Genomic DNA, 17,264 nt, shown 5'->3' with positions numbered 1-17,264 from the left:
TGGGCGGTGAGGATGACCAGGCGTGCGTCGTCACCGCGTCGGCGCGCGCCAGACGAAGCGGCCATCGCCGTCCTCGTCGGTGTAGAGTGGAGTGGCTCGGCCGATGACCGCAGCGACGGGCAGAGGACCGAAATAGCGGCCGTCGAGACTGTCGCGGACCTGCCAGTTCATCAGGAACAGCTCGTCCTTGGCGAGGACGCGGCATCCCTTCCAGACGGGCAGCGCGCGGCCGAGACGATCGCGCGCAAGCGCTTCGCCCAACGGTTCGGCATCGACCGTGATCGTGTGGCCGTTGCGGCAGACGCGCTGTCCGGCAATCGCGGCAACATGCTTCATGAGCGGCACGCTTCGACCGATATAGCCGCGCCTGACCATGAAGCTCTCAAGCGGTTCTGGCGCGCGCACGGCGACCAGATCGCCGAGCTGCGGCGACCGATCCGGTGCGATTGTGTAAAGGCCGATGGGTGTGCTGGCCGACGCGTTCCAGACGAGCTTCGTCGGGTGCGCGACGATCGAGGCGATCGCGACGCCCATCGTCGCGAAATAGGTCGCCATCACATAACCGAAGCGGGTCATACGCCGATCTCCCGGCGCATGCCGAATGCGCGATGGCGAGCCAGCGTGTAGGCGCGCGGCGTTTCGCCGGCGGCCAGCCGGTTGTGGACGTGGCGCCAATGATCGGGGGCGGCATCCACCGGATCGATGCCGACCGCCTCGACCGCATCGATGATCTGGAGCACGCGCTCGACGTCCGGCCAGCCGTTCGCGCGCAAGAGAATGGCGCCGCCGGGCATTACCGTGGGGTGCGTCTGGAATGCCTCGCCGCTGCGGACGGCGCGCACGATGTCGAGCCGAGAGAAGATGGTTCCATAGTCGTTCGATGCCCAGCGCACGAGCGCGAACACCGCGCCGGGAGCGAAGAAGACAATGCGTCTGCGGCGGTCGAGGATTTGTTCGCCCACGTCGCGGCCGAAGCGGATCCAGTGCTCGGTCCGCTTCTCGATCCAGACGAGTTCGACCTGGGTGAGGTCGTCGGTCGGCGCGTTTGCGTCGGCACCGCCGGCCGACATAGGTGCGGCAACAAGCGCGGTCATGATGCTTCTCCTGACTGGGATGGGAATTCACGCTCGAACAGTTCGCGCAGCATGTCGGCAACGGTCTGGCCGCGCTGGAACGCGGCGATCTTGATGCGACCGCGCATGTCGGCGGTGACATCGATGGTCAGCCTGGCCGGGAAAGCCTCACCAGCTTGACCCTGCCGCGCGTGCCGCTCGGGCGCCTTGATCCAGCTTTCGGCATCGCCGGGGCGAGACGCGAAGCGGCGTTTGGGGGAATGCTCACTCATGCACCGATCCTCGCGACGTCGGCCGCGAGCCGCGTGATTTCGCGCGCGCCGGGACAGGCCTCGTCCTGCTCGGCGGCAAGTCGGCCGGTCTGCAGGGCATCGGCGAAGACGATGCGCTGGCCAATCGTTGCGGAGAGCAAGGGCGGCTCATGATCGGCCAGCGTCTCGGTGGTTTCACGGGCGAGCACCGTGCGCGCCGCGCAGCGGTTGAGCACGAAGCGGGCGGCGAGCTGCGGGCGATAGATGCGCGCCTCGCTGAGCAGGGAAAGCATCTCTGCCGAGGCCCAGCCATCGAGCGGCGACGGCTGCACAGGGATCAGCACGAGATCGGCCGCGAGAAGCGCCGAGCGCATCAGGCTGGCGACACGGGGCGGGCCATCGATGACGACATGGTCGCAGTCGCGGGCCAGTTCCGGCGCTTCACGGTGGAGCGTATCGCGGGCCAGGCCGACGACGCCGAACAGCCGTGCCAGTCCCTCCCGGCTGCGCTGCTGCGACCAGTCGAGCGCCGATCCCTGGGGGTCGGCGTCGATCAGCGTAACGCGCTGGCCATGACGCGCCCATTCGCCGGCAAGATGCAGAGCGAGCGTCGTCTTGCCGACACCGCCCTTCTGATTGAGCAGCGCGACGATCATGACCGGCTCCCGCGAAACGCGGAGGTGTCCACAGCACGCGAATGACGCTGCTGCGTTAGACAGATTCCGAAGGAATCTAGGTTAGATAAGTTACAGGGCTCGCAAGGTACTGATTCAAAGCGAGGATTCGTCGATTTCGGTCCCCGATAGCACGAGGATCGGGTCCCTGATGGCACGATAGCGCCGGTCCCTGATAGCACGAGACAATTCACAGCTTATCCCCAGGACGTGATTTGCGGCGGCGTCGGCGACGCGGGATGCCCAGGGCATCCGGGTCGGTCGGTGCGAAGGAAAGAATTTCGGGTCCACCGCCGCATTGCTCGATGGTGAGCCGGTAGCCGGGGAGCGGCTGGCGGCGGACGATGGCGCGCAGGTCGTAAGCGAAGTGCTTGAGCGGCGAGAGGCTCCCGGACTTGGCGTGGAGATGCGGGAAGTCGAAGCTCCAGCCGAATTCCTGGCGGCCGCCGTGCTTGCGCACGAGGCGGTAAAGCCAGCGTTCGAGCCCGCCGGTGAGGCCGAAATAATTGCGGTCGATGGTGAGGACGAGCGCGTCGTCAAGCACCGCGCCGTAAAACCAGTCGGGAACGATCAGTTCGAGGCCGAGCGGTCGGCCGCGATGGTCGGCGCGCTCCTTCCATTCGTTGATCCAGGAGAAGCGGTGCATCCGCCGCTCGGAGATCTGGCGAATGGAGGTGGCAACGGTGGTGGACTGAAGCCGGTCCAGCGCCGCTTTCAGGCGGTCGTAGTCGCGTAGCGACACGCCGCGGCCGATAAAGTTGAGGATTTCGTAGGGCGTCGTCGCCATGAGGCGCGACGGCCGCAGGCCGAGATCGCGCGCCTCGACGATTTGCGAGGCCGCCCAGATCAGGATGTCAGCATCCCATATCGTCGCCATGCCATGCTCGGCGACGGCCTCGACGCGGATGACGATGGAACCGGCCTTGAAGTCGATCGGCGCCAGGCGCTTCGACTTGGCGAGCGAGAAGAAAGGATAGGCCATGAGATCCTGCGCGTCGCGCGGCGCGAGATCGCCAGGGAGGGCGCGGAACAGATCGAGCTGCGCGCGTTCCTCGCGGTGGTGATGCCGGGACGACATGGCAGTGATGGTCAGCGCGAGCCGCGGCCAGCAGCGCGGTGCGCGGCGTCGGCTTTTGGCTTTGCCGGGAGCACGGCGCCACGCGGATCGGAAGTCGAGGTGACGGTCCCGCTTTCGGCCCAGGCCTGCAAATCGTCGAGCGCGTAGACGACGCGGCCGCCGAGCTTGCGATAGGCGGGGCCGGTGCCATAGGTGCGATGTTTTTCGAGGGTGCGGTTGGAGAGGCCGAGAAAGCGCGCGGCTTCGGGTGAGCGTAGGTAGCGTGGCGGAAAGCCGGCGGCGGTCTCGGCCATAAGAAGGCTCCATGGTCTCGTTTCGTGCCGCTGGGGGTCAGCGGCGGATCGAGAGCACGGTGGCGAGGCGGAGGCGCCCGCGCGATGTCGAAGATCGCTCGCTAAAATCGACACGGGCCGCGCATGCGCGGCTCAGTGGATCAGGAGCGGCGGGAGCGACGCAACAAGGCGCGGTAGCCGCCGTTGACGAGCGACTTTCCATCCCGAACGAGACGGATTGTTGTTTCTCTTACAGGATTGCCGACCCAGGAGCGGGCCTCGATGTCATCGTCGGGGAACAGGACGGCCGCGATCCGGCGATAAGGGACCGCCTCCATCCAGGCGTCGATCGCGCGCAACATCTGCCGGAGACGATGACGGCGTTGGGGCGTCGTTCGTGGGTCTTCGCGTGGCTTGTTCTTCTGCAACGCGGACAAGAAGCGGCCCACCGTCTCGATGCGATCATCGGTGTCGGAACCGATCGCGATCACCAGTCCGATGGGTGCGCTGGGGTCGGCGCCATGTTCGGCCATGACGTAGAAGCGTGTGTGTCTGATCTGGAGATACTGGTACGTCCCTTCCGGAGCCGACCGCTCATGCGCGATCTCGGCAGGAACTGGGAACGGGCTATAGGCGAGGGATTCGGATAGCGGTGCGAAGTGGAGTGTCCCCGGATCGGCGGTTGCAGCCCAGAAGATCGCGGCATCGATCGCGCGTAGCTTCGGGTCCGTCGCGAAATCGCAACCCCCATTTGGCGCAGATACCCGTGTCAGCGCTCGCGTCCAGTCGGGCCGCGCCGGTCAATTGCTGATACTCGGCCTGGTACTGCCGATTGCGCCGCAGAAACTCCCAGGCCAGTTCTTCCGGATCGAGCTCCTCGACATAGTCATAGGCGGAAGCGGACCGCCAGGTGCCATGTTGGGGCATAATCGTGTCCTCCCCGCTAGTTGCACATGAAGCGCAAAATTTTGGAGGCGCAGGATTCCAGTTCGGGACGGTGACGGGAAGTACGAAGCCCGCATCGCGTGATGCAAGACCTGCATCACGCGATGCGGGCGGTCAGTGGAACCGGGTCTGGATCAGGTGGCGGTAGCCGTTTTCGGTCATCCACCTGGCCCGGGCGATGTGCGTGGCATAGACTTGGGCGGATCGGTCGGGCTCGGTTCTGGGATCGAGGCCGAATACGGTTTCGACCACGTCCTGCCAGAGCGCACCGTCGGCTTCGGCGTCGAGCAGGCGCAGATAGGTCGAAAGATGCTCGCGGTCATAGGGCGTGAGCGTCTCGCTTTGCGGCGGTGCATCGAGAAAGCTATTTTGGATCATGTTGCTCACGTACAGACTATATGCATTTTGGAGCTATTTGTTAACCATTAGTTGAGCGGCGCGGCGAAGGGGCCGGTGGCCGAGCGCTGGCTCAGGCGGACATGTCCTCGGACCTGACCAGCATGACGCCCTCCCCCTTGTCGGAATTGAGTAGGACGATGCCACTTCCTTCGAGGGCACGGCGCACCTGATCGCGCGTCGTCTCGTACACCTGGAGCCCGTTTTCGGATTCGAGGCGCTTGAGCGCGGTCAGGGATATTCGGGCCTTGTCAGCGAGCGTCTCCTGTGTCCAACCCAGCAACGCGCGTGCGGCCCGCGATTGTCGGGCGGTGATCATGCATGATCACCTCCCATTCGGAGACACGCGCACGCCAGAACTACGACTAAAATAGTCGCTTTCGTCGCCAAACTCCAGCGCTATTCGCTTTGCGACCATGAGGTTCGCCTATCCGGGTGAAATCCGATTCGGTCAGGAACAAGAATAATGCCCCGCCCGATCTCGGGCGGGGCATCGGTGGGGCCTTAGTCGCCGTTGCGGCGGTTCGGGCGCGACCAGATGAGGCTGAAGCTCTCGCCGTCCTCGTCGTCGAAGAGGTTGGCGTAGATCGGAGCGGTGAAGCTCGGATCGTCGAGCTTGAGGCCGAGATAGTCGCGGCCCTCGTTCGACTGCTTGGACCAGGCGGCGCCGATTTCGGCGCGGCCGACGAAGACGCGGTGGCTGGGAGCGTTCTCGCCGGTGGTGCGAGCTTCGGGGATGATGCGGACGTTCTTGGCCTGGACCGAGAGGGTGACGATTTCGCCGGTGAATTCGTTCGAGGCGGTCTTCTTGAAGGTGCCGATGGTAGCCATGTGAGTTCTCCTTGCTTCGACGTTTCGAGCCCGCACCATTGCGGTCTCGATGGCGATCGACAGGCCGGAGGCGATCGACGACGCACCCCGTCAGGGGCATGACAGCAAAGGAGGAACTTTCTTGTTCCGCGCGGAATGGCGGCACAGCCGCCAGGGGAAGAAAGTTGTGACGCCGCTGTTGCGGCATAGGCGATCGAGGCGAAGCCGGCGTTCGGCCAGATCAGGCCATTGAAGAGACCGTGTTGGTGCGCTTGAGACAGGAGTTCCGGCAAGGAGGAACAGGCTGCCCGCCTTGGACCTGAGGCGCCGCCGCTTACGGCATCGGCTCGCCTGCCTTGGCGTCCGGCAAGGAAACTGTGCTACGCCAGTGCGCCGCTGGCCTACGCGCACGGCCCGTCCCTCCCGGCAATGCCGCTGCGCCACCCGCCAGCAGCCGTGCGAGGGTCAATGCCGCGCTGCGCTCTGCGAGTGATTGCGCACGACGCTTCCCCAACCGCACAGTTCGACGACGACTCACGGCATGACGCGCTCTACTCAACCGCCTGACCGTTGCCCGGCGACTCAGGCTCTGGCGATCTGCTGCGCTGACGGGTCTGGGGCTGTCATTCCGGTGACGCGGAGAAGTGCCGTCACGCCGACCGCGATGGCACCGATGATCGAAAAGGCGAGCTGCCAAGTTTCGGAAGGCATGAGATGCTTGACGATGCCGTGGGTCGCGTGGAAGCCCGCGACGGCCGCGGGCGCCACAAAGGCAAGGGCGACCAGGACCTTCAGCCACAAGGGCCGGAGAAAACCGATCAACAGATGACCGATGGTGAGCGTCGCCCCTGCGGCGAGAACACCGACAAGAAAGGCACCGATCAGGCCGGCGCCGCTGGCGTGCGCCCAGACGCCGACGGTGACCCCGACGAAAGCCGGGAGAGCGAACACGGCCAGCGTGAACAAGAGCCAGCAGATCGCGCCTATGGCGGCGAAGGAGGCAAGGATGGACAGGATAATCATAGTGGTGGTCTCCGTAAGAGTATTCTGACGGTCGCGCCTGCCACCACCACCTCGGCGCACGAATTGAAGTAGCAGAAAATCGGCCGTGCCGGGAGCGAAAACCGAGAAATGGATTCGCTCAGCCGCACGGCCTTGTCGTATTTACGAGGCGAAAGGGTCGATTTCATCGAGGATAGCGGTGCTGTCGCCGTCATATTCATTGGCCGGCATGACCGAGACTGTGCCGTCACCGGCCCGGAAGATTACGATTGCGGTCATGAGAGTGCTGGCGAGGCTGAAGGCGAAGGCGTGAGCATCGTGGAAGGACATTGGTGCGGCTCCTGTCTTGAGCGGAGGACCATCCCCCGCTGACAGGCGCCCGATGTGTCGGGCTGGGCGCTGCAATCACCGCGCAGGCAAGGCCAGAGCGGCGGCACGCTTTGCGTAGCCGACCCTTTACGGGTTGATGGCGTCAAGCGTTCAGTCTGACCAAGGATCAGCGCCAACGCGGCGGGGGTGGTTGTCCGCGAACCGAGCCACGAACGTCGATGTCCATTGATGACCTGTTGACCGGGCGATTTGTGAGTCACGCCCCGATCCGCATTTGGGCTATCGTGAGGTGCGTGTTGGGAAGGCAGTACGAAGGATAGGCATATGGCCGAGTTTGCGGGACGCGACCTGCATCTGGTGAAAAAGGCGCTCGCCATCGCGGTGCTTGCGATCGAGAGGCAGCCTGGACCATTTCAGTCGAGCTCCGACCAGACCGATATGAAAGCACTGCTCGAGGATCTGATCGAGAATGATAGCGAGCTCGCGCATTATGCGCGCGCGGCTCGGATCGCCGTTACCGGCGATCCGACCTGAGAGGCGGCGTCGCGAAATGGCGCCTACCCACCTTTACGGCCGATTGAATAGCGTGAGGCTGCGGTGCTTGCATGCAGCCGCGTTCAGGAGCGGATATCGAGCTGCTCGGCGAGGCCCAGCGCGCGCAGCCGGTCGCCGTTCGGGTCGGAAGAGGTGCGATCTAGGAATGCCGCGAGCGATGCGCTGCAATCGCATCGAGCATCGTCTTTTCGTGATGGCGAAGGATGCGCCTGAAGGTGTTTTCGTCGTCGAGCGCCCGAGCGAGGACGATGGCGCCCTGAATTCCGACCACGGTCCGTTCAGCTAGCGTGCTTGCCTCATTGCCTGGCACACTACCCTTTGCGATGCATGTGGCCAGCGCGGCGATCCACCGTTCGAAATAGAGCCTTATCGATTTGGTGAAGGGGTCACGGGACGCGCTGAGACCCAACGTGCCCACGAGGCAGACCCGGCCACCCGAGTTGAAATAGGTGTCTACGTCCCGGATCATTGCCGCGATCGCCCGTGCCGGGTCGTCGGACAGCTCCAACGCGGAAAAGATCGCCGCCTCAAACCAGTCCGCAATATCGGCGAGAACGGCGGCCATCATTTCGTCCTTGCCGCCGGGGAAGAAGTTATAGAGGCTCCCCTTGCCCAGACCGGTCGCTGCGGAAATGCGCGACAGGCTCGCGCCCGCATGGCCATGTTCGCGAAAGACTTCCGCCAAGGCCGGCAGCGCGTCGACCCGATCCGTGGCCGTGCGTGACATGCTCAGAGATCGAGCGCGCTGAGCGAGGGATGGTCGTCCGGCCGTCGGCCCAGAGGCCAGATGAACAGACGCTCGCTTGCCGCAATCGGGCGATCGTTGATGGAGGCGATCCGGCGGGCCATCAGCCCAGCATCGTCGAACTCCCAATTTTCATTGCCATAAGAGCGGAACCAGGTGCCGCTGTCATCGTGCCACTCATAAGCGAAGCGAACCGCAATGCGACGGTCTTGCCAGGCCCAGACCTCCTTGATGAGTCGATAGTCGAGCTCCTTGGCCCATTTGCGCGCCAGGAAGGGGATGATTTGCTCACGCCCCGTCACGAACTCGCTGCGGTTCCGCCAGACGCTGTCGATCGTGTAAGCCTGCGCGACCTTTTCCGGATCGCGACTGTTCCATGCGTCTTCAGCGAGCCGGGCCTTTTGCGTGGCGGTTTCGGCTGTGAAAGGCGGAAGCGGAGGTCGGCTCATGTCGGAATTCCTTAGGAGAACTGCCTTGTACCGTTCGGTACAAGGGCCGATCACCAACGTCAATCGCCAGGACTGAAGTGCAGGCGCTCAGTGCGGCTCCCTGGTAAAGTCCACTCGAGCATGGCGGCGGCGCTCACGCGCCGCCGAACTTCCAGACCGGAATGCCGAGCTTTTTGGCCTTGTCAGCAAGGTTGTCGTCGATGCCGGTGCCGGGGAAGTGCAGGACGCCCTTCGGCACGATCTCCAGCATTTCGTCATTGCGTTTGAAGGGGGCAGCGCGTCCGTGCTTGGTCCAATCGGGCGCGAAGCCGATCTGGGGCACGTTGCGGTTCTTTGCCCAGAGCGATGCGATCTTGGGGGCGCCCTTGGGCGCCTTGCCGTGGATCAGCACCATGTCGGGGTGCTTTTGGTGGACCTGGTCGAGCTTCGCCCAGATGAGCCGATGATCGTTGAAATCGAGCCCGCCGGTGACGACGATCTTGGGACCGGGAGGTAGCAGCACTTGCTGTTCGGCGCGTTTCTTCGCCATGACGAAGTCGCGGCTGTCGATCATCGTCGCGGTGAGATTGCGGTGATTGACCTTCGATCCGCTGCGCGGGAGCCACGCCTTGCCGACTTGGCGCTCATAGTGTTCGGCGGCCTCGTCGCGCATGAGTTCGAATGCCGCCTGGCGCTCCACCAGTGTCTTCCCCTCGGCGATGAGACGTTCCAGTTCGACCGATTTTACCTCGCTGCCGTCTTGCTGCTTCTGGGACCGTTTCTGCGCCTGCTCGTTGGTGTCGAGGTCGCGATCGACGCGCGCCGCGGCGCGTTGGAAGGTGTTGACGGTCGACCAGAGGAGATCGTCGAGGTCGGGTTCGAGGCGGGTGTCTTCCAAAGTCGAGATCAGCGCATCGAAGATGTCGGCGATCGCGCGGGCCACTTCGTTGCCCTCTGGAAGGAGGCGCTGGTCGGGCTCGTCCTCGAACGGTCGGTAGCCATAGAGTTGAAGTTCGTTGAGGACATGGTCGGTGGGAGAAGAGTCGTGGTGCGGTTCGTGGTCGTCGCGCTCGGTCATGGGGTGCTCCGTCGGTTGGACCGCGACCGTCGCGGCCTTCTTGGCGACGAAGCCCACGGACGGGCCGGGCTGGCAGGCTGAGCGAAGCGAAGCCCTTTGATGGCAAAGGCCGGCTATTTTGGTTCGCGATGGAAAGGCCCGAAGGGCCGCCGGAAAATAGTCGGCCGCCGCCATTGCCGGCTCGGCCCGTTTGTGGGTCGATCGCCCTTTGGAAGGCCGAGGCGCGGTCCTCTCCGCTGTCAGGATGCATCCGGGCGAGCGGCGGCTCGCAGCCGCCACCGGCCCTTCCGCCGACCTATGCCGCGAGCGTCATGAAGCGGACGACGTCCTGTGGAACGAATTGGGGACGAACCAGCGCGCCAAGGGCATCGCGGCCAAGTTTGCGGAGGTCCTCGTTGAAGTCGCCGAGCCGCGGCGACAGCACCACCGCCTCGATTCCGGCCGCATCCGCTCGTTCGACCAGACTATCGCGCGCGCCGTCGCCTGCCGGGTCATTGTCGCGGGCGATATAGAGCCGGCGCAGTGTGTCGGGGAAATGGCAAGCGGCAAGATGGGCTGCGGAGAGTGCGGCCATCATTGGCATATCGGCGATCTGGCGGAGCGACAGGACGGTCTCGATGCCTTCGCCGGCGGCCATGACCTCGGCGCCGAGGCCGAAGCGGACGGCGTTGCCGAGCAGGTCGCCCATCGCTCGTCGCGGCGTTTCGATCGGTGCCTTATCCGGGCGTCGGGGGTCGAGCCAGGTGCGATGCGCCCCCGTGATACGTCCGTCCAGATCGGTGACTGCCGCGATCATCGCCGGCCATGTCTCGGTCGGCGAATAGTCATCCGGTCGGTAGTAGCAGCGCGGGTGGTAGTGCAGGCTTCCGGTTCCGCGCAAATCCGTAATCCCGCGTTCGTGCAAATAGGTCGTGACGATCGTGCCCGAAATCGGCTGCGCCATTTTGATGAGACGGCGAGCCGCTTCGGGCGAGCCGACAGGTGCTGGAGTGCGGCGCTCATGGGGGCGCGGCTCCGGCTCAGGCGGTGGCATGGCGAGGAACGTCCGAGCTTCGTCGGCGACATCCTTGAAGTCGATGAGGCCGCAGCTCTCGCGGATGACGTCGAGTAGATCGCCATGTTCCCCTGTCGCGGCATCGGTCCATTTTCCCGCCGGTCCCTTGGGAGAATCCTTGAGCCGGACATACATAGAACGGCCGGGCGTGTTGCGCACGTCCCCTACCAGCCAGTAGCGGCCTTCGCGGCGACCGCTGGCGAGATAGTGACGGCACACCGCCTCGGCCTGGCGGCCAAGGCGGTGTGCGAGATCGGACGGGTTTTCCAGGGCCATCAGGCTGCCTCCCGCTCGATGATGCGCGCGACCGGATAGGTATCGAGCAGCTTGGCGAGAACGACGGGACCGGTGGTGTCGACCGGGACGAAGAAGCGCAGCTTCCACGAGATGATCTCGCTGAACAGGCCATAGGCGCGCAGACGCTCCCGCATCGCTTCGGTAAAGCCGTTCAGTTCCATGCGATAGCTGCCCATCACGCGCGCGCGACGCAGTTGGAGCCCCTCGGCAAGATCGAGAGTGGTCGTCCCGTCCATCAACGCGGAAAAAGCGTGGTCAGGTGCGAGGGTCGTGGCCCCCGTGGTGGCGGCGTTTGCCGCCCATGCCGGGGAGACCCGTCGCCCGATGATGCGCTCGCCAGCGTCGGTCTGGAGCCGATAGACGCGGGTGGATTCGTCGGGCAGGCGTTTCCAGATCGGCAACAGCAGGCCGGCGACGATGTGGATCGTGCTTTCGGAGAATTCGGGGACGTCGGCAATTTCGGCATGCCAGGCCTTGGCGAAAGCGTCGCGGCCGACTTCCTGCCAATGGCTTTCGGCCATCATGTGCAAGGGTGCATAGTGCCGTTCCATCGGCCGGATGAGGCAGACGCGCCGCTCGATTTCGCCATCGTCGAGCATGATCGCGGATGCCGGCACCTGAACGGCGGCGCGATGTGAGCGACCATTGACCAGCAGCCGCGCGCGCGGATCGCCAAGATGATCGAGGGCGTCAGCCAGGGTCGTGGGGTGATTGCGCTCGCGGCATGCGATGGTGAGCAGGCGCGTTTCCGCCCCGGTCCCCGGATGCGTATGGATGACGTCGCTGTCGGTGACGACGAAGCTTTCCGCACGCAGGGTTTCGAGCCCGACATCGTATATGCCGGCGCGGATGGCGCCTTCGATCTTGGCGTTGAGCAATTGTTCGAAGGCAGTGAACAACACGCCCTGCAGCTCGATGGTCAGCGCCAGCAGGCGATTGAGGAACGTCGTGATCGGCGGCAGTTCGTCCTTGATGCCATTGTCGTCGGTCAAGCGGAGGCCGGTCGCCGATTCAAAGCGGTCGAGCGAGCAGCCATCGACCTTGCCGCGAACGAGCAGCAGATAGAGCTGCCGGAGCGCATCGCGCGCGTAATGCGATTCGAGATTGTCTTCGGGCCGGAAAAGGCCCTGACCCCCGGTCTGGCGCTGCCCGCGCGTGATGGCGCCGAGCGTGTCGAGCCGGCGGGCGATTGTGGAGAGAAAGCGCTTCTCGGCCTTGACGTCGGTGGCGACTGGCCGAAACAGCGGCGGCTGCGCCTGGTTTGTGCGGTTGGTGCGGCCGAGACCCTGGATGGCGGCATCGGCTTTCCAGCCCGGCTCAAGCAGATAATGAACGCGCAGGCGCTGGTTCCGGGCCGCAAGATCGGCATGATAACTGCGTCCGGTGCCGCCAGCGTCCGAAAAGATCAGCACGCGCTTCTGGTCATCCATGAAGGCGGCCGCCTCGGCGAGATTGGCGGATGCCGCGCGGTTCTCGACGACGAGGCGCTCGCCCTTGCGGACGACGCGGCGTGATCGGCCGGTGACTTCGGCGGCCACCTCCGTGCCGAACCGCTGGACGATCTGATCGAGCGCGCCGGGAACGGGCGCAAGCGCTGCGAGCCGCTCGATCAGCTCGTCGCGGCGGGCGACGGCTTCGCGGCTCTCGACGGGTTGTCCATCGCGATAGACGGGGCGAGACGAAAGATTGCCTTCGCTGTCGGTGAACGGCTCGTAGAGCTGCACCGGGAAGGAATGGGCAAGGTAATCCAGGACATACTCGCGGGGCGTGATATCCACGCGAATATCATTCCATTCTTCGGTCGGGACTTCGGCCAGACGACGCTCCATCAGGGCCTCGCCGGTCGAAACGATCTGGACGACGGCGGCATGGCCGGTGGCGAGATCCTGCTCGATCGAGCGGATCAGCGTCGGGGTCTTCATGCTCGTCAGCAGATGGCCGAAGAAACGCTGTTTGGCGCTTTCGAAGGCCGAGCGGGCGGCGGCTTTCGCCTGCCGGTTGAGGGTGCCTGACGCGCCGGTGATATTGGCGGCCTGCATGGCCGCGTCGAGATGATTGTGGATGATGGTAAAGGCGCCGGCATAGGCGTCGTAGATGCGGGTCTGCTCAGCAGTAAGCTGGTGTTCGACCAGCTCATATTCGACACCGTCATAGGAGAGCGACCGGGCCGTGTAGAGGCCGAGTGCGCGCAGGTCGCGGGCGAGCACTTCCATCGCCGCGACGCCGCCATTCTCGACGGCCTCGATGAACTCGGCGCGGTTGGCGAAGGGGAAATCCTCCCCGCCCCACAGGCCGAGCCGCTGGGCGTAAGCGAGATTGTGAACGGTGGTTGCCCCGGTTGCCGAGACGTAGACGACACGCGCATTGGGGAGCGCGTGCTGGAGCCTGAGCCCGGCACGGCCCTGCTGCGAGGGGGCGACGTCGCCGCGTTCACTTTTTCCGCCGCCGGCGTTTTGCATGGCGTGGCTCTCGTCGAAAATGATCACTCCATCGAAGTCGGAGCCCAACCATTCGACGATCTGCTTGACGCGGGAAAGCTTTTCTCCCCGGTCGTCGGACCGTAGCGTGGCATAGGTGGTAAAAAGGATGCCTTCGGCAAGCCGGATGGACGTGCCCTGCGGAAAGCGCGACAGCGGCGTGACCAGCAAGCGCTCCATGCCGAGCGCCGACCAGTCGCGCTGGGCGTCCTCGAGCAGCTTGTCGGACTTCGAGATCCAGACGGCCTTGCGGCGGCCCTGGAGCCAGTTGTCGAGGATGATCCCGGCCGACTGGCGGCCCTTGCCGGCACCGGTGCCGTCGCCGAGCATGAAGCCGCGGCGGAAGCGGACGCTGTGGGCCGCATCATCGGAAGCTGCGGAAACCACATCGCAGGTCTCATCCACGGTCCAGGCGCCGGCGAGATATTCACCATGCGCTTCGCCGGCATAGATGACCGTTTCGAGTTGCGCATCGGAGAGAATGCCCGCGGAGACGAGCGCGGCCGGAAGCGTCGGTCGGTAGCTCGGCTTGGGCGGCGCGACCGATGCCATGGCTGCGGATTGCACGAGCTTGGTCGGATGGGGCTGCGCGCCGGGAAGGCGGATCGACTGGAGCGCATAGGGTTCGTAGATCGAGTCAGACAGGCGTGCGCCCTCGGGCGGCGTCCAGTCGACCGGCTCGTAGCTGAGCGGCAGGCCGTCGGGCGCGGCAATGCCGCGAGGCGGCTGCACGCTGGCCGCGCGGGCGAGATAGCCGCGCACGGTGCGGGGCATAGCGCCAGCCACGACGGGCACGCTTGGCAGCGAGCAGCTCATGCGAGGGGGAAGCAGGTTATCCAGCCATTGCAGGAGCGTCGTGACATCGGGCGCGACTCCGGCGGATTCGGGAAAGCGCGCTTTGTCTTCGGCGGGACGCTTGTCGATGACGGTCAGACGCGTCTCGATGGTCGTGCCATGCTTGGCATAGACAGAGCCCGCGATCGCGGCGGTGAACACGATGCGGCCGCGCTCCTGCAACCGGATGAAACTGTCTCGCCAGGCCGGAGCGTCGGGCGAGAAATTGGCGCCGGTGATCGCGACGAGACGACCGCCCGGAGCAAGTCGTGCGAGGGCGGAGGCGATGTGCCGATAGTCGGCGTCGCCCATCCGCCCGGAAACATTGGCCATCACCGAGAAGGGCGGATTCATGATGACGACGCTTGGGACAGTGGCCGGATCCAGATGGTCGTCGATCTGGGCCGCGTCGTAGCGCGTGAGCGGTACGGCCGGAAAGAGAGCGGAAAGCAGGTCGGCGCGTGTCTCGGCCAGTTCGTTGAGATCGAGCGTCGCGCCCGCAATCTCGGCGAGGATCGCCAGAAGGCCGGTGCCGGCCGAGGGCTCCAGCACGCGGTCGGCCGGCGTCAGCGCGGCCGCGGTCAGCGCCGCGAGGCCCAGCGGCAGGGGCGTAGAAAACTGCTGAAAGGCCTGCGCCTGCTCGGACCGGCGCGTATGAGTCGGCAAAAGGCCGGTGATTTTGGCCAGAGCGGAAAGCCGCAAAGCCGGCGAAGCGGATTTGCGGAAGAGCGCCTTTCCGTATTTGCGCAGGAACAGGACGGTGGCGGCTTCGCAGGCGTCGTAAGCAGTCTTCCAGTCCCAGGCGCCGCTCGCGTCGGACGCGCCGAAGGCGGTCTCCATGGCGGCGCGCAGCGTCGCGGCGTCGACCGGCCGACCCTGTTCGAGATGGGGCAGAAGCTGCTCGGCGGCGGCAAGGACGGCGCGAGCCGGCGGGGTCTCCGGTGCGAGCGGGAGCGAGGCGGCCTGAGCGGCCGCCTGTGCGGAAGCGTTGTTCATGATGGGAACCTCGGGAGAGCGGAGAAGGACGAGCTGACCGGCGCTCTCTCTCGACCGGACCGGCTCAAACCCGTTCCGGCCGTCCTCTTCCTCTCGGGCGGCGGCCGTCAGGCCCCGCCATTCTGCGATCCGCGCGGTGCGACGGGCATTGAAGTCGTGGCAGGAGAGTGCGCGCAGAGGAAGTCGCTCGTCCAAGATAAGCAAAGCCGCCCAACGACTTATGTTGATGGACGGCTTATGCGGTTCGTCCGGAGGCGCCGAAGCTGTTGCCGATTGCGCCTTTTCAAGCTATCTTACTTACGTCTTACATTTAAGGAGGTTCGCCGTGGCGAACGCACAGGATCGGCTGACGACTGTCATATCAACCAAGGGCCAGGTCATTCTGCCAAAGGCGATCCGCGACTTGCGGCATTGGCCCGCTGGCACGCGCCTGACGGTGGAGAGCACGTCGGAGGGTGTGCTGCTGAAGCCGGAGCCTGCCTTTGCGCCCGCGACCGTCGAAGCGGTGTTCGGTTCGCTCGCCTTTGAAGGTCGGGCGAAGTCGATAGATGAGATGGACGCTGCGGTCGCGGCGGAGGCGGCGCGGCGTGCGCGCGATTGACACCAATGTCGTCGTTCGCTTTCTGACCGCCGACGACAAGCGCCAGGCCAAGGCGGCGCGCGCCACGATTGAAGCCGGTGATATCTTCATTGCAACGACGGTGCTGCTCGAAAGCGAGTGGGTGCTGCGCAGCGGCTATGGTTTTGCGCCGTCTCGGATTGCTGATGGCTTGCGTGGGCTGGCCGGCTTGCCGGGCATTATGATCGAGGAGCCGGCGATCCTGGCGCAGGCGCTCGACTGGATGAGCGAGGGCATGGATTTCGCCGACGCGCTCCACCTCGCCAAAGCCGGTCATTGCAACGTCTTTCTAAGTTTCGATCGCAAGCTGGCCAAACGTGCCAAGGGACGAGCGCCTATCCCCGTCGAGACGCCATGATCATTCAGCGGCGTGCGATGAGGGTCGTGCCGCCTCGCACCACCATGCGATCCGCTCCTCCCGGCTGGCATTGGCGAGCCTGCGAAGCAGATCGCCATGGCAGGGCAGCGGCGCGCAGAAACAGACGAGGTCGCGACCGCGCAGCTCGTCGAGCGCGCGCAGCAGATGAACCTGGCTCGCGAGCCAGCGCGCATATTTCGCGATGACGGTCGCGCGATCGCCATCCCGACCAATGCGGAACGGATTGCCCCATTTGCTGCCCCGGCCGATATAGACGGCCCCGGTCGGAACGCCCGACCGATGCTTGTTCAACACTCTGCACATTGCCTCGCCTTCAGTTCGCGTTGCGACGGGCGGAGGGCGGTCAGGCGGCGGGGGTCACGCCAGCGCCCTGGCGCGCGGGAACGGCTTGTCCGTTGACCTGGGTCGCGGCGCCTCCAGCCAGGAAGCCGCAGGCGCACGGAGGTGTCAGGTGCAGAAGATCGGTCGAACCGTTCGGTCAATAGACGGTCGTTGTTTCGGGGCCAGGCCGAAGGGGCTATGATCGCTTATTCATAAGATGGCGCACCGCGGTTCCGCTGACATCGGGAATGATGAGAGTGCGCCGCCATTGGGTTTCGAGGAGAGCGTGGTGAGAGGAAGCACGATCGGGATTGTGGCGGCCGCCTGCCTCGTTATCGGCTTTGTGGCCGGATTCATTCTGCGGCCCGCTATCGCGCCCGCCCCGGCGTCGCCTGCCGCGGCGGCCGGGATCGCACAGCCGACCGAGGAGGAAGCGACGGAGGCCGTGCGCCGACATCGTCTGTTCACGGGGACGGTGCTCTCTCATGCGACGTTGAAGCTCGGCGACTGCTCGCCCGGTGGAGTCGGCCCGGGCGTGATGTGCATGACCCAGGTCGTGCTCGACCCGACCAAGCCGAACGCGACGCCGCAGAACCGGGCGATCGGTTTTGCCCGCGTGAACGGCCAATGGGAAGTGGCAGTCTGGTAAC

23 protein-coding genes are annotated in these 17,264 nt (G+C 65.0%); 4 read left to right on the top strand and 19 right to left on the bottom strand.

Going from position 1 to position 17,264, the window contains the following annotated elements; translation table 11 throughout:
- Positions 1 to 30 precede the first annotated feature (30 nt).
- The 13 genes from M529_RS27685 to M529_RS49960 all read right to left on the bottom strand — a co-directional run bounded on the left by M529_RS27685 (position 31) and on the right by M529_RS49960 (position 6,831).
- The gene (locus M529_RS27685; RefSeq protein WP_021316526.1) at positions 31 to 576 is read right to left on the bottom strand and encodes a S26 family signal peptidase; all 546 of its coding nucleotides are present in this window, start codon (positions 574 to 576) and stop codon (positions 31 to 33) included.
- Positions 573 to 1,094 (bottom strand): DUF2840 domain-containing protein, encoded by a 522-nt coding sequence (locus M529_RS27680; RefSeq protein WP_021316525.1) that lies wholly within the window; start codon positions 1,092 to 1,094, stop codon positions 573 to 575. The genes M529_RS27685 and M529_RS27680 overlap by 4 nt, the downstream gene beginning before the upstream one ends.
- Positions 1,091 to 1,345 (bottom strand): hypothetical protein, encoded by a 255-nt coding sequence (locus M529_RS27675; RefSeq protein ID WP_021316524.1) that lies wholly within the window; start codon positions 1,343 to 1,345, stop codon positions 1,091 to 1,093. Before M529_RS27675 ends, M529_RS27680 begins: the two co-directional genes overlap by 4 nt.
- Positions 1,342 to 1,980: a ParA family partition ATPase gene (gene parA / locus M529_RS27670; protein WP_021316523.1), complete on the bottom strand. Its 639-nt coding sequence runs from the start codon at positions 1,978 to 1,980 to the stop codon at positions 1,342 to 1,344. The genes M529_RS27675 and parA overlap by 4 nt, the downstream gene beginning before the upstream one ends.
- Positions 1,981 to 2,188: 208 nt before the next feature.
- Positions 2,189 to 3,076, bottom strand: a complete 888-nt coding sequence (locus M529_RS27665; RefSeq protein WP_021316522.1) for a replication initiator protein A — start codon at positions 3,074 to 3,076, stop codon at positions 2,189 to 2,191.
- A gap of 11 nt (positions 3,077 to 3,087) precedes the next feature.
- On the bottom strand, positions 3,088 to 3,369 hold the full coding sequence (locus M529_RS27660) for a helix-turn-helix transcriptional regulator (protein ID WP_021316521.1): 282 nt from the start codon (positions 3,367 to 3,369) through the stop codon (positions 3,088 to 3,090).
- Positions 3,370 to 3,509: 140 nt separating this feature from the next.
- Positions 3,510 to 3,881, bottom strand: a complete 372-nt coding sequence (locus M529_RS47600) for a DUF2285 domain-containing protein (protein WP_021316520.1) — start codon at positions 3,879 to 3,881, stop codon at positions 3,510 to 3,512.
- A 94-nt stretch (positions 3,882 to 3,975) separates the two neighbouring features.
- Positions 3,976 to 4,275 (bottom strand): transcriptional regulator domain-containing protein, encoded by a 300-nt coding sequence (locus M529_RS50695; protein ID WP_394357204.1) that lies wholly within the window; start codon positions 4,273 to 4,275, stop codon positions 3,976 to 3,978.
- A gap of 132 nt (positions 4,276 to 4,407) precedes the next feature.
- Positions 4,408 to 4,671, bottom strand: a complete 264-nt coding sequence (locus M529_RS27655) for a DNA -binding domain-containing protein (RefSeq protein ID WP_021316519.1) — start codon at positions 4,669 to 4,671, stop codon at positions 4,408 to 4,410.
- 91 nt (positions 4,672 to 4,762) lie between these two features.
- Positions 4,763 to 5,008, bottom strand: a complete 246-nt coding sequence (locus M529_RS27650) for a helix-turn-helix domain-containing protein (protein ID WP_021316518.1) — start codon at positions 5,006 to 5,008, stop codon at positions 4,763 to 4,765.
- Positions 5,009 to 5,193: 185 nt separating this feature from the next.
- Positions 5,194 to 5,520, bottom strand: coding sequence for a DUF736 domain-containing protein (locus M529_RS27645; RefSeq protein ID WP_021316517.1), 327 nt, complete (start codon positions 5,518 to 5,520; stop codon positions 5,194 to 5,196).
- Between the two features lie 561 nt (positions 5,521 to 6,081).
- Positions 6,082 to 6,522 (bottom strand): hypothetical protein, encoded by a 441-nt coding sequence (locus tag M529_RS27640; RefSeq protein ID WP_021316516.1) that lies wholly within the window; start codon positions 6,520 to 6,522, stop codon positions 6,082 to 6,084.
- 141 nt (positions 6,523 to 6,663) lie between these two features.
- Positions 6,664 to 6,831, bottom strand: coding sequence for a hypothetical protein (locus tag M529_RS49960; protein ID WP_021316515.1), 168 nt, complete (start codon positions 6,829 to 6,831; stop codon positions 6,664 to 6,666).
- 324 nt (positions 6,832 to 7,155) lie between these two features.
- Between M529_RS49960 and M529_RS27635 the strand changes: the two genes are divergently transcribed.
- Positions 7,156 to 7,365, top strand: coding sequence for a hypothetical protein (locus M529_RS27635; protein WP_021316514.1), 210 nt, complete (start codon positions 7,156 to 7,158; stop codon positions 7,363 to 7,365).
- A 160-nt stretch (positions 7,366 to 7,525) separates the two neighbouring features.
- Here the strand turns inward: M529_RS27635 and M529_RS27630 are convergent, their stop codons facing one another.
- The 5 genes from M529_RS27630 to M529_RS27610 form a co-directional block, all read right to left on the bottom strand.
- On the bottom strand, positions 7,526 to 8,113 hold the full coding sequence (locus M529_RS27630) for a TetR/AcrR family transcriptional regulator (RefSeq protein WP_021316513.1): 588 nt from the start codon (positions 8,111 to 8,113) through the stop codon (positions 7,526 to 7,528).
- Between the two features lie 2 nt (positions 8,114 to 8,115).
- Positions 8,116 to 8,580 (bottom strand): nuclear transport factor 2 family protein, encoded by a 465-nt coding sequence (locus tag M529_RS27625; protein ID WP_021316512.1) that lies wholly within the window; start codon positions 8,578 to 8,580, stop codon positions 8,116 to 8,118.
- Positions 8,581 to 8,713: 133 nt separating this feature from the next.
- Complete coding sequence (locus M529_RS27620) at positions 8,714 to 9,637, bottom strand: DUF2493 domain-containing protein (protein ID WP_031294190.1); 924 nt, start codon at positions 9,635 to 9,637, stop codon at positions 8,714 to 8,716.
- Positions 9,638 to 9,932: 295 nt separating this feature from the next.
- The gene (locus M529_RS27615) at positions 9,933 to 10,967 is read right to left on the bottom strand and encodes a DUF7146 domain-containing protein (RefSeq protein ID WP_021316510.1); all 1,035 of its coding nucleotides are present in this window, start codon (positions 10,965 to 10,967) and stop codon (positions 9,933 to 9,935) included.
- Positions 10,967 to 15,295: a strawberry notch family protein gene (locus M529_RS27610; protein WP_031294187.1), complete on the bottom strand. Its 4,329-nt coding sequence runs from the start codon at positions 15,293 to 15,295 to the stop codon at positions 10,967 to 10,969. Before M529_RS27610 ends, M529_RS27615 begins: the two co-directional genes overlap by 1 nt.
- Before the next feature lie 325 nt (positions 15,296 to 15,620).
- On the opposite strand from M529_RS27610, the gene M529_RS27605 reads away from it, so the two are divergent.
- Entirely contained in the window at positions 15,621 to 15,896 is a 276-nt protein-coding gene (locus M529_RS27605; protein ID WP_021316508.1) for an AbrB/MazE/SpoVT family DNA-binding domain-containing protein, read from the top strand.
- A complete protein-coding gene (locus tag M529_RS27600) occupies positions 15,883 to 16,272 on the top strand; it encodes a type II toxin-antitoxin system VapC family toxin (protein ID WP_021316507.1) in 390 nt (129 codons plus the stop codon). The genes M529_RS27605 and M529_RS27600 overlap by 14 nt, the downstream gene beginning before the upstream one ends.
- Here M529_RS27600 and M529_RS27595 read toward each other — a convergent pair whose 3' ends face one another.
- Positions 16,273 to 16,587 (bottom strand): DUF4326 domain-containing protein, encoded by a 315-nt coding sequence (locus M529_RS27595; protein WP_201766321.1) that lies wholly within the window; start codon positions 16,585 to 16,587, stop codon positions 16,273 to 16,275. It abuts the gene before it with no gap.
- A gap of 316 nt (positions 16,588 to 16,903) precedes the next feature.
- Here M529_RS27595 and M529_RS27590 point away from each other — a divergent pair, with 316 nt between their 5' ends.
- Positions 16,904 to 17,263, top strand: a complete 360-nt coding sequence (locus M529_RS27590) for a hypothetical protein (protein ID WP_031294184.1) — start codon at positions 16,904 to 16,906, stop codon at positions 17,261 to 17,263.
- Position 17,264 lies beyond the last annotated feature (1 nt).

It is taken from the genome of Sphingobium ummariense RL-3, assembly GCF_000447205.1.
Classification (GTDB): domain Bacteria; phylum Pseudomonadota; class Alphaproteobacteria; order Sphingomonadales; family Sphingomonadaceae; genus Sphingobium; species Sphingobium ummariense.
This window is presented reverse-complemented; position numbering and strand designations above follow the sequence as displayed.

Excerpts from the sequence above, each read along its gene's own strand:
- M529_RS27675 (WP_021316524.1), bottom strand. The coding sequence starts at position 1,345 with ATGAGTGAGCATTCCCCCAAACGCCGCTTCGCGTCTCGCCCCGGCGAT.
- M529_RS27655 (WP_021316519.1), bottom strand. The coding sequence starts at position 4,671 with ATGATCCAAAATAGCTTTCTCGATGCACCGCCGCAAAGCGAGACGCTC.
- M529_RS27610 (WP_031294187.1), bottom strand. The coding sequence starts at position 15,295 with ATGAACAACGCTTCCGCACAGGCGGCCGCTCAGGCCGCCTCGCTCCCG.
- M529_RS27635 (WP_021316514.1), top strand. The coding sequence starts at position 7,156 with ATGGCCGAGTTTGCGGGACGCGACCTGCATCTGGTGAAAAAGGCGCTC.
- M529_RS27640 (WP_021316516.1), bottom strand. The coding sequence starts at position 6,522 with ATGATTATCCTGTCCATCCTTGCCTCCTTCGCCGCCATAGGCGCGATC.
- M529_RS27625 (WP_021316512.1), bottom strand. The coding sequence starts at position 8,580 with ATGAGCCGACCTCCGCTTCCGCCTTTCACAGCCGAAACCGCCACGCAA.
- M529_RS27685 (WP_021316526.1), bottom strand. The coding sequence starts at position 576 with ATGACCCGCTTCGGTTATGTGATGGCGACCTATTTCGCGACGATGGGC.
- M529_RS27630 (WP_021316513.1), bottom strand. The coding sequence starts at position 8,113 with ATGTCACGCACGGCCACGGATCGGGTCGACGCGCTGCCGGCCTTGGCG.
- M529_RS27680 (WP_021316525.1), bottom strand. The coding sequence starts at position 1,094 with ATGACCGCGCTTGTTGCCGCACCTATGTCGGCCGGCGGTGCCGACGCA.
- M529_RS27645 (WP_021316517.1), bottom strand. The coding sequence starts at position 5,520 with ATGGCTACCATCGGCACCTTCAAGAAGACCGCCTCGAACGAATTCACC.
- M529_RS27620 (WP_031294190.1), bottom strand. The coding sequence starts at position 9,637 with ATGACCGAGCGCGACGACCACGAACCGCACCACGACTCTTCTCCCACC.
- M529_RS50695 (WP_394357204.1), bottom strand. The coding sequence starts at position 4,275 with ATGCCCCAACATGGCACCTGGCGGTCCGCTTCCGCCTATGACTATGTC.
- M529_RS27650 (WP_021316518.1), bottom strand. The coding sequence starts at position 5,008 with ATGATCACCGCCCGACAATCGCGGGCCGCACGCGCGTTGCTGGGTTGG.
- M529_RS47600 (WP_021316520.1), bottom strand. The coding sequence starts at position 3,881 with ATGGCCGAACATGGCGCCGACCCCAGCGCACCCATCGGACTGGTGATC.
- M529_RS27615 (WP_021316510.1), bottom strand. The coding sequence starts at position 10,967 with ATGGCCCTGGAAAACCCGTCCGATCTCGCACACCGCCTTGGCCGCCAG.
- parA (WP_021316523.1), bottom strand. The coding sequence starts at position 1,980 with ATGATCGTCGCGCTGCTCAATCAGAAGGGCGGTGTCGGCAAGACGACG.
- M529_RS27665 (WP_021316522.1), bottom strand. The coding sequence starts at position 3,076 with ATGTCGTCCCGGCATCACCACCGCGAGGAACGCGCGCAGCTCGATCTG.
- M529_RS27660 (WP_021316521.1), bottom strand. The coding sequence starts at position 3,369 with ATGGCCGAGACCGCCGCCGGCTTTCCGCCACGCTACCTACGCTCACCC.
- M529_RS49960 (WP_021316515.1), bottom strand. The coding sequence starts at position 6,831 with ATGTCCTTCCACGATGCTCACGCCTTCGCCTTCAGCCTCGCCAGCACT.